This window comes from Reyranella sp. GW821-FHT14A01 (assembly GCF_058803965.1).
Genome location: NZ_JBXAPM010000034.1, coordinates 1 through 14,904 on the forward strand (window position 1 = coordinate 1; position 14,904 = coordinate 14,904).

Below are 14,904 nucleotides of genomic sequence, written 5' to 3' on the forward strand. Positions count from 1 at the left end.
GTCCAGTTGCGCTCAAGCTCGGTAGACAAGGTATGAGCGCAACTGGAGTTGCGCGCTCCTATGAGCAAAGAAAAAGGGGCGCCTCGCGGCGCCCCTTTCACTGTCACGATCCGCGAAGGATCAGTTCTTCACGAACGGGCACTTGCCGTCCTTCATCGGGCGATAGGCCTCGTTGCCCGGCACCGTGGCGATCAGCTTGTAGATATCGTCCTTGCTCTTGGACTCGGCCGGCGTCTTGACCTGGAACAGGTACATGTCGCGCTCCAGGCGGCCGTCCTCGCGCAGCTTGCCGTTCTTGGTCATGACGTCGTTGACGGGGATCTCCCGCATCTTCGCCATCACCGCCTTCGGATCGTCGGTGCCGGCGGCCTGCACGGCCTTGAGATAGTGCAGGGTCGAGCTGTAGACGCCGACCGTCAGCATCGACGGGATCTTGTCGCGCTTGGCGCGGAAGCGCTTCGTCCAGGCGCGGGTTTCGTCGTTGAGGTCCCAGTAGAACGATTCGGTGAGCACGAGGCCCTGCGCCACCGGGAGGGTGAGGGCGGCCACGTCGGTCGAGAAGACCAGGAGGCCGGCGAGGCGCTGGCCGGACTTGGTGATGCCGAATTCGCCCGCCTGCTTGATCGAGTTGATCGTGTCCTGGCCCGCGTTGGCGAGGCCGATGACCTTGGCCTTCGAGGCTTGGGCCTGCAGCAGGAACGACGAGAAGTCCTGGGTGCTCAGCGGATGCCTGACGCCGCCCACGACCTTGCCGCCGGCTCCCGTCACGACCGCGGTCACGTCACGCTCGAGCGCGTGACCGAAAGCATAGTCGGCGGTGAGGAAGTACCAGGAGTCGCCGCCGTCCTTGACGACCGCGCCGCCGGTCACCTTGGCCAGCGAGTAGGTGTCGTACACCCAATGCGCGCCGGTCTCCGAGCAGGACGGGCCGGTCAGGTCGGCCGAGGCCGCGCCGGTGTTGATGTCGATCATGCCCTTTTCCTGGGCGATCTTGCGCACGGCCAATGCCACCGACGAAGTGCCGATGCCGGTGATCATCTTTACGCCGTCGACGTCGTACCACTTGCGGGCGATCGCCGCGCCGACATCGGGCTTGGTCTGATGGTCGGCCTGCAGGATCTCGATCGGGCGGCCGAGGACCTTCCCGCCGAAATCGTCGATCGCCATCTGGATGGCCTCGACTTCGCCCTGGGTGAGATCGCCGTAGACGCCGGAGAAGCCCTCCATGACACCGATCTTGAGCGGTGCGGGAGCCTGGGCCTGGGCATAGGCGGCCAGGCCGATGACGGCGAGGCCGGCGACGGCGGCCGCGGCTCCGGCATGCCTGATGCTGGTTGTAAGCTTCATGGTTTTAATCCTCCCAATGTTTTTCTCTGTTCTTAGGGTTCGAAATCTAGCCGTGGCCCGCAGCCGACGCCAGTGCTGGACAGCGGCGCAAAGCTTCGATTAATTCGCGAGACAGGGAGAGCCGATGGCCAACGAAGAAATAATTCTCGAGGCGACCGGGCTGACGAAGGAGTTCAAGGGCTTCATCGCGGTCAAGAACGTCAACCTGCGCGTAAAGCGCCACACAATTCACGCGCTGATCGGGCCAAATGGCGCCGGTAAGACGACGTGCTTCAACCTGCTGACGCACTTCCTGTCGTCGACGGCCGGGCAGATCCATTTCAACGGTCGCAACATCACCGGCAGCTCGCCGGCCGCCATCGCCCGCATGGGCCTGGCCCGGTCCTTCCAGATCTCGGCCGTGTTTCCCCATCTCAGCGTGCGCGAGAACGTTCGCGTCGCCCTGCAGCGCAAGCTCGGCATTTCTTTCCAATTCTGGCGCTCCGAGAGCGTGCTGGCCCGCCTCGATGCGCGGGCGATGGAGCTGGTGACGGCCGTCGGCCTCGCCGACTTCGCCGAGGCCCAGGCCGTCGATCTTCCCTATGGCCGCAAGCGCGCTTTGGAGATCGCCACGACCCTGGCGCTCGAGCCCGAGATGATGCTGCTCGACGAGCCGATGGCCGGCCTTGGCCAGGAAGACATCAAGCGCATCGCTGCCCTCATCCGCACTGTTGCCAAGGACCGCACCGTCCTGATGGTCGAGCACAACATGTCCGTCGTCGCCGACCTCTCGGACACGATCACCGTGCTGGCGCGTGGCGAGGTGCTGGCCGAGGGGCCCTACGCCACGGTCTCCAAGCATCCCGCCGTCGTCGAGGCTTATGTCGGAACCGGTCATGGCTGAGACACTGCTGAAAGTCGCGGGCCTTCAGGCCTGGTACGGCGAATCGCACATCCTGCATGGCGTCGATTTCGAGATCCGCCGCGGCGAGCTCGTGACCTTGCTGGGCCGCAACGGCGCCGGCAAGACCACGACCCTTCGTTCGATCATGGGCATCCTCGGCAAGCGCACCGGCTCGATCGCCTTCGACGGCAAGGAGACGATCGGCCTGCCGTCGGATCACATCGCGCGCCTGGGCATCGCCTATTGCCCGGAGGAGCGCGGCATCTTCTCGAGCCTGAACGTCGACGAGAACCTGCGCCTGCCGCCGGTCGTGAAGCCGGGCGGGCTCAGCATCGAGGAGATCTACAAGCTCTTCCCCAACCTGCTGGAGCGGCGCCACAGCCAGGGCACCAAACTGTCGGGCGGTGAGCAGCAGATGCTGGCCATCGGCCGCATCCTGCGCACCGGCGCCAACCTGCTGCTGCTCGACGAGCCGACCGAAGGCCTGGCGCCGGTCATCGTCCAGCGCATCGGCGAGATCATCCGCCAGCTGAAGAGCCGGGGCTTCACCATCCTGCTGGTCGAGCAGAACTTCCACTTCGCAGCCACGGTCGCGGACCGCCACTATGTGATGGAGGACGGCCGCGTGATCGACACGGTTGCGTCGAGCGACGTCCAGCAGAGCATCGGCAAGCTGCAAACCTATCTGGGGGTGTGAGGCCGCCATGTTCGAACTTCTGGGCATTTCCCCGCAGGCTCTGTTCGGCCAGCTCCTGCTCGGCCTGATCAACGGCGCCTTCTACGCCATGCTGAGCCTCGGCCTCGCCGTGATCTTCGGCATGCTGAACGTGATCAACTTCACGCACGGCGCGCAGTACATGATGGGCGCCTTCGCGGCTTGGCTGCTGCTCGGCCTCCTCGACGTGCCGTTCTGGGCCTCGCTGGTCATCGCGCCGATCATCGTCGGCCTGTTCGGCATCGTGCTCGAGAAGCTGCTGTTGAAACGCATCTACCATCTCGACCATCTCTACGGCTTCCTGCTGACCTTCGGCCTGGCGCTGGTGATCGAGGGCCTGTTCCAGTGGAAGTGGGGATCCTCGGGCGCGCCCTATCCCAATCCGATTCCCGGCGGCACCAATCTCGGCTTCATGTTCCTGCCGACCTATCGCGGCTTCGTGGTGGTGGCGGCGCTCGTGGTCTGCCTTGCCACCTGGTACGGCATCGAGCGCACCAAGCTCGGCGCCTACCTGCGCGCGGCCACCGAGAATCCGACCCTGGTCCGCGCCTTCGGCATCAACGTGCCGCGGCTGATCACGCTCACCTACGGGCTGGGCGTGGCGCTCGCCGCCCTGGCCGGAGTGCTCGCGGCGCCGATCCAGCAGGTCTCGGCGCTGATGGGCGTCAACCTCGTGCTGGTGGTGTTCGCGGTCGTGGTGATCGGCGGCATGGGCTCGATCATGGGCTCGATCGTCACCGGCTTCGGCCTCGGCCTGATCGAGGGCCTGACCAAGGTGTTCTATCCGCCGGCCTCCAACACGGTGATCTTCGTCATCATGGCGCTCGTCCTGCTGATCAAGCCGGCCGGCCTGTTCGGGCAGACCAAATGAACGCGACACGCATAGGCTACGCCCTCCTGATCGTGCTGGCGCTCGTCGCGCCGATGTTCGCCTATCCCGTCTTCCTGATGAAGGCGCTGTGCTTCGCGCTCTTCGCCTGCGCCTTCAACCTGCTGCTGGGGTATGCGGGCCTCATGAGCTTCGGCCACGCCATGTTCTTCGGAATGGCGGGCTACTTCTACGGCCACGTCGTGAAGGCCTGGAACCTTGCCCCCGAGGCCGGCCTGCTGGCGGGCGTCGCGGGCGCGGCGCTGCTCGGTCTCGCGACCGGTGCACTGGCGATCCGTCGCCAGGGCATCTACTTCGCCATGATCACGCTCGCCTTCGCGCAGATGGTGTTCTTCTTCTGCGTCCAGGCGCCGTTCACCGGCGGCGAGGACGGGCTGCAGGGCATCCCGCGCAAGGCACTGCTGGGCGGCCTGATCCCGACCAAGGACGACCGTGTCCTCTACTACGTCGTGCTCGCCATCTTCCTGTTCGGCTACGGCGCCATCTACCGCATCATCCACTCGCCGTTCGGCCAGGTGCTGAAGGCGATCCGCGACAACGAGCAGCGCGCCAAGTCGCTGGGCTATGAGGCCGACCGTTACAAGCTGCTGGCCTTCGTCCTGTCGGCGTCGCTGGCCGGCCTCGCCGGCGCCACCAAGGCGATGGTGCAGCAGTTCGCAACCCTCACCGACGTGGCAGCCTCGACTTCCGGCGAGGTCGTGCTGATGGCGCTGGTTGGTGGCCTCGGCACCATCATCGGTCCGGTGGTCGGCGCCTTCATCATCATCACCATGCAGAACTACCTGGCCTTCGCCGGCGAGTTCGTGCTGGTGATCCAGGGCGCCATCTTCGTGGTCATCGTGCTTGCCTTCCGCAAGGGCGTCGTCGGCGAACTCGCGGAGTGGTGGAAGCGGCGGCAGGCACGCTGAGGATGGCCGGCGCGCGCAAGCCCCTGCACTGGCGGCTGGTCCCTGCGCTCGGTCTCCTCGTCGCCCTGGTCATCTCCTTCGCCATCGCCCGTGCCTCGCTGTCGCCGGCGATGGCGACCGCACTGCCGGTCATCGAGCTGGTGGTGCTGATGGCCACGGTCTTCTCCTCGGTCCACCACGCCGACGTCATCGCGCACCGGCTGGGCGAACCCTACGGGACGCTCGTTCTGACGGTCGCCGTGACGGTGATCGAGGTCGCGCTGATCCTCTCCATCATGCTGGCGGGCGACGGCAATGCCGGCCTCGCGCGCGAGACCGTGTTCTCGGTGATCATGGTCGTTTGCAACGGCATGGTCGGCCTCTGCCTGATCGTGGGCGGCCTGCGCTATGGCGAGCAGGGCTTCCGCCTGCCCGGCGCCAACGCCTATCTCGTCGTGCTGATGCCGCTGGCGACGCTCACGCTGATCCTGCCGACCTACACGACCAGCGCGCCGGGTCCGTTCTATTCTTCGACCCAGCTCGTCTTCGTGAGCTTCGTCACCCTCGTGCTCTACGGCGTCTTCCTCTACGTCCAGACGATCCGCCATCGCGATTACTTCCTCTCCGATTCGGGCGAGGACCATGGCGAGCCGGGCGCCGGGCCGGAGCCCCGCGAATTCTGGGAAAGCGTCGGCCAGCTCCTGGTCGCGCTGGTTGCCGTGGTGCTTCTGGCGAAAGGCTTTGCCGGCTCCGTCGAGACCGTCGTGACCGCCGTCGGCGCGCCGCTCGATGCCGTCGGACTGCTGGTCGCATTGCTGGTGCTGTTGCCCGAGACCCTGGCGGCGCTGCGGGCGGCGCGGCGCAACGAGCTGCAGAAGAGCCTGAACCTGGCGCTCGGCTCCTCGCTGGCCACGATCGGCCTCACCATCCCCGCGGTCAGCCTGCTGGCCATGGTGCTCAATCAGCCGCTCGAGCTCGGCATCGACAGGCACGACGTCGTTCTGCTGGCCCTCACCTTCGGGGTCAGCCTCGTGACCTTCGGCGGCGGGCGGACCAACATCCTGCCGGGCTTCGTCCATCTGGTCCTGTTCGCGACCTTCGTCTTCCTGATTTTCGTGCCGTGACGCGGGAGGGGAGACCGGGGCGGGCAGGGGCCTTGCCCGCCGGCTCCTTTCGCGCGAAGAACGAAGCCGTACCCAGGGGGAAACGACCGACATGACCGAGCTTTCCGAAGACCAGCTGTTCGCCGAGCTGCGCAAGATCGACACGCCGACCATCACCAACGTGGTCGCGACCTACCCGAAGAATCCGCTCTGCCTCGGCCTCTACAATCCCTGGACCGAGAACTGGTACACCGACACGTCGATCCGCTGCATGTACCCGGAGATGGGCGCCATCATCGGCTATGCCGTGACCTGCGTGTACGGCCTGCCCGATCCGAACTTCGCCGGCCGGCTGACCTTCATGGACGTGGTCGACGCGCTCGACGCCATGAAGAAGCCGACCATCCTGGTCATCCAGCAGAAGTGGCCGCCCGAGCTGATGAACAAGGCGGGCCTGGCCGGCGAGATGATGACGACCTCGATGCAGGCCGTCGGCTGCGTCGGCATGCTGTCGAACGGCCCGTCGCGCGACATCGACGCGATCCGCAAGATGAAGTTCCAGCTGCTGCTGGGCGGCGTCACCGCCGGTCATGGCGACATGGCGGTGCAGTCGGTCAATGTGCCGGTGTCGGTCGGCGGCATGGACGTGGCGCCGGGCGAGCTGATCCACATGGACGAGAACGGCGCGGTGAAGTTCCCCGCCCAGCACGCAAGCGCGGTGCTGAAGAACGCCCAGGCGATGCTGGCCGACGAGGCCGAGAAGCTCGAGAAGATGCGCAAGGCCAAGACGGCCGCCGAGATCCGCGCCATCAACTCCGGCGGCACCTACGGCGCCAAGAAGAGCTAAGGACGTCCTTCGATGACGGTGAGCGCCGCCGAGTCACGGCCCGTACGCTGGGGCTTGGCGGCCAAGCTGTTCGGGATCCTGCTGCTGCTGGGTGCCGTCGCCGTCCTGATCACCGGCGTCCTGGGCTACATCCGTGCGCGCGAGGCGCTCGAGCGCGCGATCTTCGCCCAACTCACCGCGGCGCGCGAGACCAAGGCGCACCAGGTCGAATCCTATTTCCGCACCGTACGCAACGAGATGCGTCTGCTGGCGGCGACCAAGATGGTGGTCGACGCCACGCGCAACTTCCGCGAAGCCGTCGACGAGTTCGACAAGAAGCCGGTGCCGCCCGAGCTGCGCGAGAGCGTGCACGCCTGGTACGAAGAGCAGTACATGCCGATGGTCCGGCGTGTCCTGGGCAAGGACGTTCCCCTGATGGAGTACCTGCCGGTCTCCGCGGCGCCGTACTTCCTGCAGGATCTCTATATCGTCCGCAATCCGCATCCGGCGGGGCGGCGCGACCTGCTCGACAATGCCGGCGACGGCAGCACCTACAGCAAGGTCCACGCGATCTACCATCCGCTGATGCGGACGGCGGGTGCGACCCTGGGCTTCGAGGATTTCATGATCGTCGACCCACATACGGGACGGCTGATCTACACGGTGGACAAGGACGCCGATTTCGCCACCTCGCTGCGCGCCGGCCCCTACCGCCAGTCCAATCTCGCCGCCGCGGCGGCGCGATGCGCCAGTGCGCCCTACCCCTCGGCCACCTGCCTGGAGGATTTCTCTCCCTACCTGCCCTCCGATGGCACGCCCACGGCGTTCATGGCCGCGCCGGTGATCGAGCACGGCGTCGTGACCGGTGTGCTGATCGCGGAGCTGTCGATCGACGAGATCGACGCCATCGTCACCGGCGGGCGGCGCTGGCGCAACGAGGGCTTCGGCACGACTGGCGAGGCCTATCTGGTTGGCCCGGATTTCCTGGTGCGCTCCAGCGGCCGCAACTACTTCGAAAACCGCGACCTCTATTTCTCCGAGCTGAAGGCCGGCGGCGCCTCCGACGAGGATATCGCCGCCATCAAGCGCTACGGCTCGCCGATGCTGCACCAGCATGCCGACACCACGGCGACGCGCGCCGCGATCGGCGGCGTCGAAGGGTTCGGCGAAGTCATGGGCTATCGCGGCGTCCCGACGCTCGCCTCGTGGGGGCCGGTCAAAATCCCCGGCGTGACATGGGGCCTGGTCGCCAAGATCGACAGTACCGAGGCCTTTGCCCCGGTCTACCGGCTCGAACGCGACCTGCTGATCGTGGGCGCGATCGCCTTCCTCGTGGTCGTCGTGACCGGCGCCTGGCTGTCGAACGCGCTGCTCGGGCCGTTGCGCGAGCTCACCGCCGGCGTGAAGCGCTTCGCGGGCGGCGATGTCGAGGCGCATGTGACCGTGCGCACGAGCGACGAGATCGGCCAGCTCTGCCTCGCCTTCAACGGCATGATCGACGATCTCAACGAGAAGAGCCTCGTCATCGCGGAGAAGAACCGCGAGAACGAGGAACTCCTGCTCAACGTGCTGCCGGCGCCGATCGCCAACCGCCTGCGCGGCGGCGAGCAGGGCATCGCCGACGGCTTCGCCGAGGTCACGGTCTCCTTCGCCGACCTGGTGGGCTTCACGGCGCTCTCGTCGGAGATGCCGCCGGCCAATGTCGTGACCCTGTTGAACGGCCTGTTCACGCGCTTCGACGTAGCGGCCCAGGAACTCGGCATCGAGAAGATCAAGACGGTGGGCGATGCCTACATGGCGGTGTGCGGCCTGCCGGTCCCGGTGCCCAACCATGCCGAGCGCATGGTGCGCATGGCCATCCGCATGGTGCACATCACGCGCGAGCACGCGATGGAGCACAACGTGTCGATGAAGCTGCGCGTCGGCATCAACAGCGGGCCGGTGGTCGCGGGCGTCATCGGCAAGAGCAAGTACATCTACGACCTGTGGGGCGACACGGTGAACCTGGCGAGCCGCATGGAATCCGGCGGCATCCCCGATTCGGTGCAGGTGACGCGCCCGGTCTACGAGAAGCTCAAGGACCAGTTCGTCTTCGAGGCGCGCGGCGAGATCGAGGTCAAGGGCAAGGGCAACGTCGAGGCCTGGGTCCTTAGGCTCTGACGTTTCAGCCGAGGCTCGATAGCCCTATCCAGGCGAACTCTTTTGGGATATTGATACATTATAACGTATCTTTATCATGGGGCGCCAGGTTGGCATGACGATCGAAGCCGGTCCGCAGGTCGTGGAAGGAACGGACGAAGCCACGCTGCACAGTGTCAGGGAAGATGATATCGCGTTGGCCATCTGGCACCGATCGCCGCCCGTAGAGTTGGCGCATTGGCTCGACGACCTGCCGGCCGATCGTCTTCCCGCAGGGCGGTTCGTTGGTCCGGCGGCTTGTGTGCCGGCGCGGCTTTCAACGTTCTGCGATCTCGTCGGCCTCGAGGATGGCGCCGGTCGGCGAGCATTCATCACGGACGTTGCCCGACTGGCCTGCATCTTTGCGTCACTGGCGGGTGGACCCGATGTCGACGTGCGGCTGGAGGCTGTCGACCACGATTCGTGTTGGCGCTTTCACCGCGACCATGTCGGGTACCGGCTGAACGCGACCTATCGCGGGCCGGCGACGCAGTGGGCGCGGCCGGCACTTGGCGATCGCGCCCTGCGAGGCCAGCGCCGCTATCGCGGCCCGCTCGAGGAGTTGCCGCGTTTCGCGGCGGGCCTTTTCAAAGGCGTCACGCGCGCCGGTCCCAAGGCCATCGTCCATCGTTCGCCGCCCGTTGCAGGCAGCGGCCAGACGAGACTTTTCCTCTGTCTCAACGAGGTCCCCGATGATGAATAAGCTCCCCGTGACCGTACTCTCCGGCTATCTCGGCGCCGGCAAGACGACCCTGCTCAATCATGTCCTGAACAACAGTGAGGGCCGGAAGGTCGCCGTGATCGTCAACGACATGAGCGAGATAAACATCGACGCCGCTCTGGTGCGTCAGGGCGGTGCCGAACTCAGTCGCAGCGAAGAAAAGCTCGTGGAGATGTCGAACGGCTGCATCTGCTGCACGCTGCGCGAAGACCTGTTGAAGGAGGTGGAGCGGCTGGCGGGTGAGGGGCGCTTCGACTACCTGCTGATCGAATCGACTGGCATATCGGAGCCCATGCCGATCGCCGCCACCTTCGAGTTCGAGGATGAAGCCGGCAAGAGCCTGTCGAAAGTCGCCCGTCTCGACACCATGGTCACGGTCATCGACGCTCGCGCCTTTCTGGAAGATTACAGCTCGGCCGATTTTCTGCGGGACCGCGGTCAGACAGCGCAGCCGGAAGACGTGCGTACGGTGGTCGACCTGCTGGTCGAACAGGTGGAGTTCGCCGATGTGATCGTGATCAACAAGGCCGACCTCGTGTCCGCCGACGATCTCGGCTTCCTCATGTCCATGCTGCGGCGACTCAATGCCAAGGCGAACATCGTTACCAGCGAGTTCGGCCGCGTCCCCCTCGGCATGATGCTCGATACCGGCCTGTTCTCCTACGAGAAGGCGAGCCAGGCGCCGGGCTGGATGCAGGAAATGCGGGGCATTCATACGCCGGAGACGGAGACGTATGGCTTCTGGAGCTTCGTCTACAAGGCGCGCCGCCCTTTCCATCCCACGCGGCTCTACGCGCTGCTGAACGGGCGCTGGGATGGCGTCATCCGCTCCAAGGGATTCTTCTGGTTGGCCTCGCGCATGATGATTGCCGGCTCCGTCAGCCAGGCCGGCGGCATGCTGCGCCACGAGGCGGCGGGCGCCTGGTGGGCTGCCGTGGATCGCAGGGAATGGCCGCAGGACTCCACATGGCGCGCCAGCATCCGGAATTCGTTCAAGAGTCCCTATGGCGACCGCCGGCAGGAAATCGTGTTCATCGGCGCGAGAGGCATGGACAAGAGGACCCTCACGGAGCGTCTCGACACGTGCCTGCTGACCGACGCGGAAATGGCGATGGGACCGTCTATGTGGGCCAGGCTTCCCGATCCCTTCCCGGTGTGGAAGCTGGGCGGCCAGGAGTGAGCCGGTGTCGGTGCGCGGCCTGCAACAGGACCGCGCCGAGGTTCAGGTCAGGCCGAAGCTCAGCTTGATGGCGACGACCAGGCCGGTGACGGCGATGCTCGACAGGATGAGGCCGAACACGCGGGTTATGATCTCGATGCCCGGCTTGCCGAGCAGGCGGAACAAGGTGCCGGCGACGGCGTAGGCGACGAAGAGCACGCAGAGACAGAGCGCCAGGATCGCCGTGGTCGTGATCTGCTCGCCGATGGAGCGGACGTTGTTGTCGGTCAGCAGCACGACCGTGAGGATCGCGCCGGCGCCGGCGATGCCGGGAACGGCCAGCGGGAAGACCGCGCGCTGCAGCGGCGTCGCATCGGCCGGCACGGCCATGGCCTCTTCGGACACCTTGCCCAGCGCCATCTTGAGGCCGAACAGCAGCAGGATCAGCGATCCCGCGAGTTGGAACGAGGCCATGGGAATGTGGAGCGCCGCCAGCAGCGCCCGTCCGACCACGATGAAGAAGAGCATGATCAGGAACGCGACGCCCAGCGCATAGGCCGCGACCTTCAGCGATTCCCGCCGGTCGAGGCCGGCCGTGACCATGAGGAACAGCGGCACCGTGGCGAACGGATCGAGGATTACGAGCAGGGTGACGAATTCGTAGAAGAAGTCGTGGAGAAATGCCGGACCCAAGCGATGCTTCCTTGATTGTTGCCCTACAAGAGAATGCCGGACCCTGCCTGTCAACAATGCGCGCCGGTTTGCGGGCCTGGTGGGTCTGCGGTATCAACCGCCGCCATGAACCAGGTCACGACCACGGGCAATGCGACCCTGATCGTCTATGACGGCCAGCCCCTGCTCGCCACCGATCCGTGGTTCGGCGACGAGGATCCCGCCTATTTCGGAAGCTGGGTGCTGAGCCACCGCATTCCCCGGTCGCTCAAGGACGATATCCTGAAGTGCCGGTACATATGGTTCTCGCACGGCCATCCAGATCACCTGAACCCGGTGACGATCGAGCGCTTCAAGGGTCAGAAGATCCTGCTGCCCGACCATCTGAACGGGCGGATTTTGAAGGACCTGCAGCCGGGCGGCTACGACCTCACCGTGCTGCCGGATCGCAAGTGGGTGCCGCTCTCGGAGACCGTGAAGGTCCAGTGCATCACGACCCGCATCCAGGATTCGATCCTGCTGGTCGATTCGGGCGGCAGCCTCTTCATCAACACCAACGATGCCGGCACGCGCGACTGCACGCGCTACATCCGCAGCATCGCCGCGCGCTACGAACGCTCCTACCTGCTGGCATTGTCGGGTTACGGCGACGCCGACATGATCAACTTCTTCGACGAGCAGGGGAAGTTCCTGACGCCGCGCGCCGCGCGCAAGCCGTCGGTCGGCGGCCAGCTCACCAATCTCGCCAAGGCGGCCGGCGCGAAGACGGTGATTCCCTTCTCGGCCTTCCACCAGTATCAGCGCACCGATTCGATGTGGGCCGAGCCCTACACCACGCCGATGGACGCCTTCGAGAAGGGCCTGTCGCCGGATGTGGGCTTCATCCCGGCCTTTTCAACGGTCGATTGCCGTGACGGCTCCTTCACGACCCATACGCCGGAAGAGATCGCCGTCGTCCCCAAGGCGCCGGAGGAATTCGGCGACAACTGGTCCGATGCGCTGGAGGCCGCGGACGTGAAGAAGATCGAGGCCTATTTCGCGCGCAAGGACCCGGTGCAGGACTATTTCGGCTTCGTCAATTTCCGCGTCGGCGGGCGCGACCATGCGATCAGGATGCGCGGGCCCCGGGAGCGCGGCATCACCTTCGCCGTGCCGCGCGGCAGCCTGATGACCTGCATCGACTATCGCATCTTCGACGACCTGCTGATCGGCAACTACATGAAGACCACCCTGCATGGCGGCGTGCGCTCGCTGCAGGATGGCGGCTTCAACTACTACGTGGCGAAGTACGGCGACAACGGCCTGGCCGAAACCGACGCCGAGCTGCAGGCCTATCTCGCGGAATACCGCCGCCGCGCGGGCTTCGACTACATCGTGAGCGCGCTCGAGGACAAGTCGCGCGACTTCATCATGCGCTTCGCCGCGCAGGACTCCCGGCTCTACAAGCTCGCCAAGTCGGTCTACGTGAAGATGCGTTAGAGGATCTGTACCGCCGACTGCTGGTTGGCGAAGCCCAGGTACTTGTATTTGACGCCGCGCGCCTCGACGAATTCCTTGAACGCCTTGAACTCGCCGTTCTCCCAGTTGGGGAAGGCGATGTAGTCGTCGAACACGATGACGGTGCCGGCGCCGATCCGGTCGGCCAGCAGGTCGAGCACCAGCCTGGTCGAGGGATAGGTGTCGCAATCGATGTGCAGGAACGAGCACGGTCCCTTGTGCCGGTCGAGGAAGCCGGGAAGGGTGGCGTCGAACCAGCCCACCACCAGCTCGACATTGGGCTCCAGCTCGGTCGGTTTGCTGACCTGGTAGGCGCCAGCCGGCGCCTCGGTGCCGGGCCAGTCCTCCTTCAGCCCCTCGAAACTGTCGAAGCCGTAGACCTTGATGTTGCCGCGCGCCACGCGGCGGGCGAAATGGTTGGTCGAGGCCGCGGTCATGACGCCGAACTCGAGATAGAGCCCGTCGCGCGGCGCCTTGGAGATCGCGAAATCCCACAGCAGCTCGCGCGCCGAGAACATCAGCGCCACGTCGAGATGCTTCTCGACATAATCGGCGGCCCGCTGGGCGGCGCGGTCGGAGATGATCTTGTAGACGCTGTCGGCGCGCAGGTGGGAGGTGCTGACCCTCGGGCTGAGCCACAGGATGGGGTCGATCACCAGTCTATAGACGGCATCGCGCGCCGCTCGCTTCAGGGACATGGGCGGAAACTGGCACTTCCCCATTCGGCCGTCCAGTCGACGGCGCGTTTACGCGGGCGCGGCAACCGGCGCCAGTTAGGGTCATCTGCGGTTAGGCAACGAAGGGAAGGTAGGCCGGCAAGAATCCGCCGAGATAGTCGTCGTCTTCCCGGAATGTGTCATTGTGACTCGGGCCTTCGTGCAGTGCTTGCAGCATCTTTGCCCTGGAGCCGGCCGCGGGCTAAGGCGTGTCATGAGGCAGGCGTCTCGGGACTTCAGATGCCGTCGCTCAAGTCCCTGAAGGCTATGGGGCCGGCAACCCTGGTCGAGTCGACAAGAGCTTCAAACAGCGTAGCGAACGTCTTTGCTGAGACTATGGTTTCCCCAGTGTCATGGCGGATGATTTGCCAACCAAAGGGCGCGGCAGACGGACCGGAGCGGGTAATGCGCACGCGGTACAGACTTCGAGGCTTATCTTGAGATTCTTCGATAGCCATACTCGACCATGCCAGCGAACTCGAACCGTCGTTTGCTCGTGCATGGACTATTCTAACATCAATACGAGCTAGGTTGCCGGTATGTCCATTACCGGACATTGCCGAAGGCTGATCATTGCCTCTATTGGGCGGCAAAGGGCGGATCCAGCCCTCGAATCTGGCGTGCTGATAAACAATGTGCCGCCAACTACGCACGCAACAATTAATAAGCTGGTTTATCTCTCATTTGCGCCAGACCAGCGAAGTCACGAATGGTAATCAAAGTTCGTCGAGCTGCAATCAGCTGCATGCCTTCCATCTCCGCGAGACTGGTCGTGATCGTTTGGCGCCGCGTACCAAGCAAACTCCCCAGGTTCGCGTGACTGATTGCCAACGACACTCGCCCGGTGGCTTCGCATCCGCGGTATAGCCAACGTGCGAGGTTCCCTGTGCGCGAGGCTTTTGCGCGTCCGATCGACACGAGCGCCGCCTGATAGAACGCCGCTTGGCAAGCTTCGGCGAGACCCGTCTGGATCGCGCCGTTGGCCGCGGCAAGTGACTGGAGTTTGGCGGTTTCGATCGACCACGCACGCCCGCTGATCGAAACGACGACGCCCAACGGTAGAACCGCGGAATTCAGTGCGAGTTCGGGAAAACTCGACCCCTCGCGGCCGACGCTTAGTGCTTCGATCCCCTCGTTCGACACGATGCTGAGGAGGCAATCGACAGGAAAGTAGGTGATTTGAGGTCGCTGGCCAGCCACCGTCAGGGGCTGACCTGCGATTAACTCTGCCTCCGAGAGATGCGGCATCAACAGGCTCGATGCGGCGTGTCCAAAAAAGCGAATAGCTCGGGGGCGGTCCAAGGTCGCTGG

14 protein-coding genes are annotated in these 14,904 nt (G+C 65.0%); 10 read left to right on the forward strand and 4 right to left on the reverse strand.

What is annotated here, in order from left to right:
• Positions 1 to 120: 120 nt before the first annotated feature.
• Positions 121 to 1,347 (reverse strand): ABC transporter substrate-binding protein, encoded by a 1,227-nt coding sequence (locus AC1ROX_RS31405; protein ID WP_493132845.1) that lies wholly within the window; start codon positions 1,345 to 1,347, stop codon positions 121 to 123.
• A 124-nt stretch (positions 1,348 to 1,471) separates the two neighbouring features.
• Here AC1ROX_RS31405 and AC1ROX_RS31410 point away from each other — a divergent pair, with 124 nt between their 5' ends.
• From AC1ROX_RS31410 to zigA, 9 genes are all read left to right on the forward strand, one after another.
• A complete protein-coding gene (locus AC1ROX_RS31410) occupies positions 1,472 to 2,230 on the forward strand; it encodes an ABC transporter ATP-binding protein (RefSeq protein WP_493132847.1) in 759 nt (252 codons plus the stop codon).
• A complete protein-coding gene (locus tag AC1ROX_RS31415) occupies positions 2,223 to 2,927 on the forward strand; it encodes an ABC transporter ATP-binding protein (RefSeq protein ID WP_493132849.1) in 705 nt (234 codons plus the stop codon). Before AC1ROX_RS31410 ends, AC1ROX_RS31415 begins: the two co-directional genes overlap by 8 nt.
• A 7-nt stretch (positions 2,928 to 2,934) precedes the next feature.
• Entirely contained in the window at positions 2,935 to 3,816 is an 882-nt protein-coding gene (locus AC1ROX_RS31420; protein ID WP_493132850.1) for a branched-chain amino acid ABC transporter permease, read from the forward strand.
• Positions 3,813 to 4,742 carry a branched-chain amino acid ABC transporter permease gene (locus AC1ROX_RS31425; RefSeq protein WP_493132852.1) on the forward strand — a complete coding sequence of 310 codons (930 nt, stop codon included), beginning with the start codon at positions 3,813 to 3,815 and terminating at the stop codon, positions 4,740 to 4,742. Before AC1ROX_RS31420 ends, AC1ROX_RS31425 begins: the two co-directional genes overlap by 4 nt.
• 2 nt (positions 4,743 to 4,744) lie before the next feature.
• Complete coding sequence (locus AC1ROX_RS31430) at positions 4,745 to 5,845, forward strand: calcium:cation antiporter (RefSeq protein ID WP_493132888.1); 1,101 nt, start codon at positions 4,745 to 4,747, stop codon at positions 5,843 to 5,845.
• Between the two features lie 91 nt (positions 5,846 to 5,936).
• Entirely contained in the window at positions 5,937 to 6,671 is a 735-nt protein-coding gene (locus AC1ROX_RS31435) for an RraA family protein (RefSeq protein WP_493132853.1), read from the forward strand.
• Between the two features lie 12 nt (positions 6,672 to 6,683).
• Positions 6,684 to 8,810, forward strand: a complete 2,127-nt coding sequence (locus AC1ROX_RS31440; protein ID WP_493132855.1) for an adenylate/guanylate cyclase domain-containing protein — start codon at positions 6,684 to 6,686, stop codon at positions 8,808 to 8,810.
• 94 nt (positions 8,811 to 8,904) lie between these two features.
• Entirely contained in the window at positions 8,905 to 9,531 is a 627-nt protein-coding gene (locus AC1ROX_RS31445) for a DUF1826 domain-containing protein (protein ID WP_493132857.1), read from the forward strand.
• A complete protein-coding gene (gene zigA, locus AC1ROX_RS31450) occupies positions 9,521 to 10,729 on the forward strand; it encodes a zinc metallochaperone GTPase ZigA (protein WP_493132859.1) in 1,209 nt (402 codons plus the stop codon). The genes AC1ROX_RS31445 and zigA overlap by 11 nt, the downstream gene beginning before the upstream one ends.
• 42 nt (positions 10,730 to 10,771) lie before the next feature.
• On the opposite strand, the gene AC1ROX_RS31455 is transcribed toward zigA, so the two are convergent.
• Complete coding sequence (locus AC1ROX_RS31455; protein ID WP_493132860.1) at positions 10,772 to 11,401, reverse strand: MarC family protein; 630 nt, start codon at positions 11,399 to 11,401, stop codon at positions 10,772 to 10,774.
• A gap of 105 nt (positions 11,402 to 11,506) precedes the next feature.
• Between AC1ROX_RS31455 and AC1ROX_RS31460 the strand changes: the two genes are divergently transcribed.
• Positions 11,507 to 12,859, forward strand: a complete 1,353-nt coding sequence (locus AC1ROX_RS31460; protein ID WP_493132862.1) for an MBL fold metallo-hydrolase — start codon at positions 11,507 to 11,509, stop codon at positions 12,857 to 12,859.
• On the opposite strand, the gene AC1ROX_RS31465 is transcribed toward AC1ROX_RS31460, so the two are convergent.
• Together AC1ROX_RS31465 and AC1ROX_RS31470 are read right to left on the reverse strand one after the other, a co-directional pair.
• Entirely contained in the window at positions 12,856 to 13,575 is a 720-nt protein-coding gene (locus tag AC1ROX_RS31465; protein ID WP_493132864.1) for a class I SAM-dependent methyltransferase, read from the reverse strand. The two genes, AC1ROX_RS31460 and AC1ROX_RS31465, sit on opposite strands and share 4 nt — an antisense overlap.
• A gap of 678 nt (positions 13,576 to 14,253) precedes the next feature.
• Positions 14,254 to 14,841, reverse strand: a complete 588-nt coding sequence (locus AC1ROX_RS31470; RefSeq protein ID WP_493132865.1) for a Crp/Fnr family transcriptional regulator — start codon at positions 14,839 to 14,841, stop codon at positions 14,254 to 14,256.
• Positions 14,842 to 14,904 lie beyond the last annotated feature (63 nt).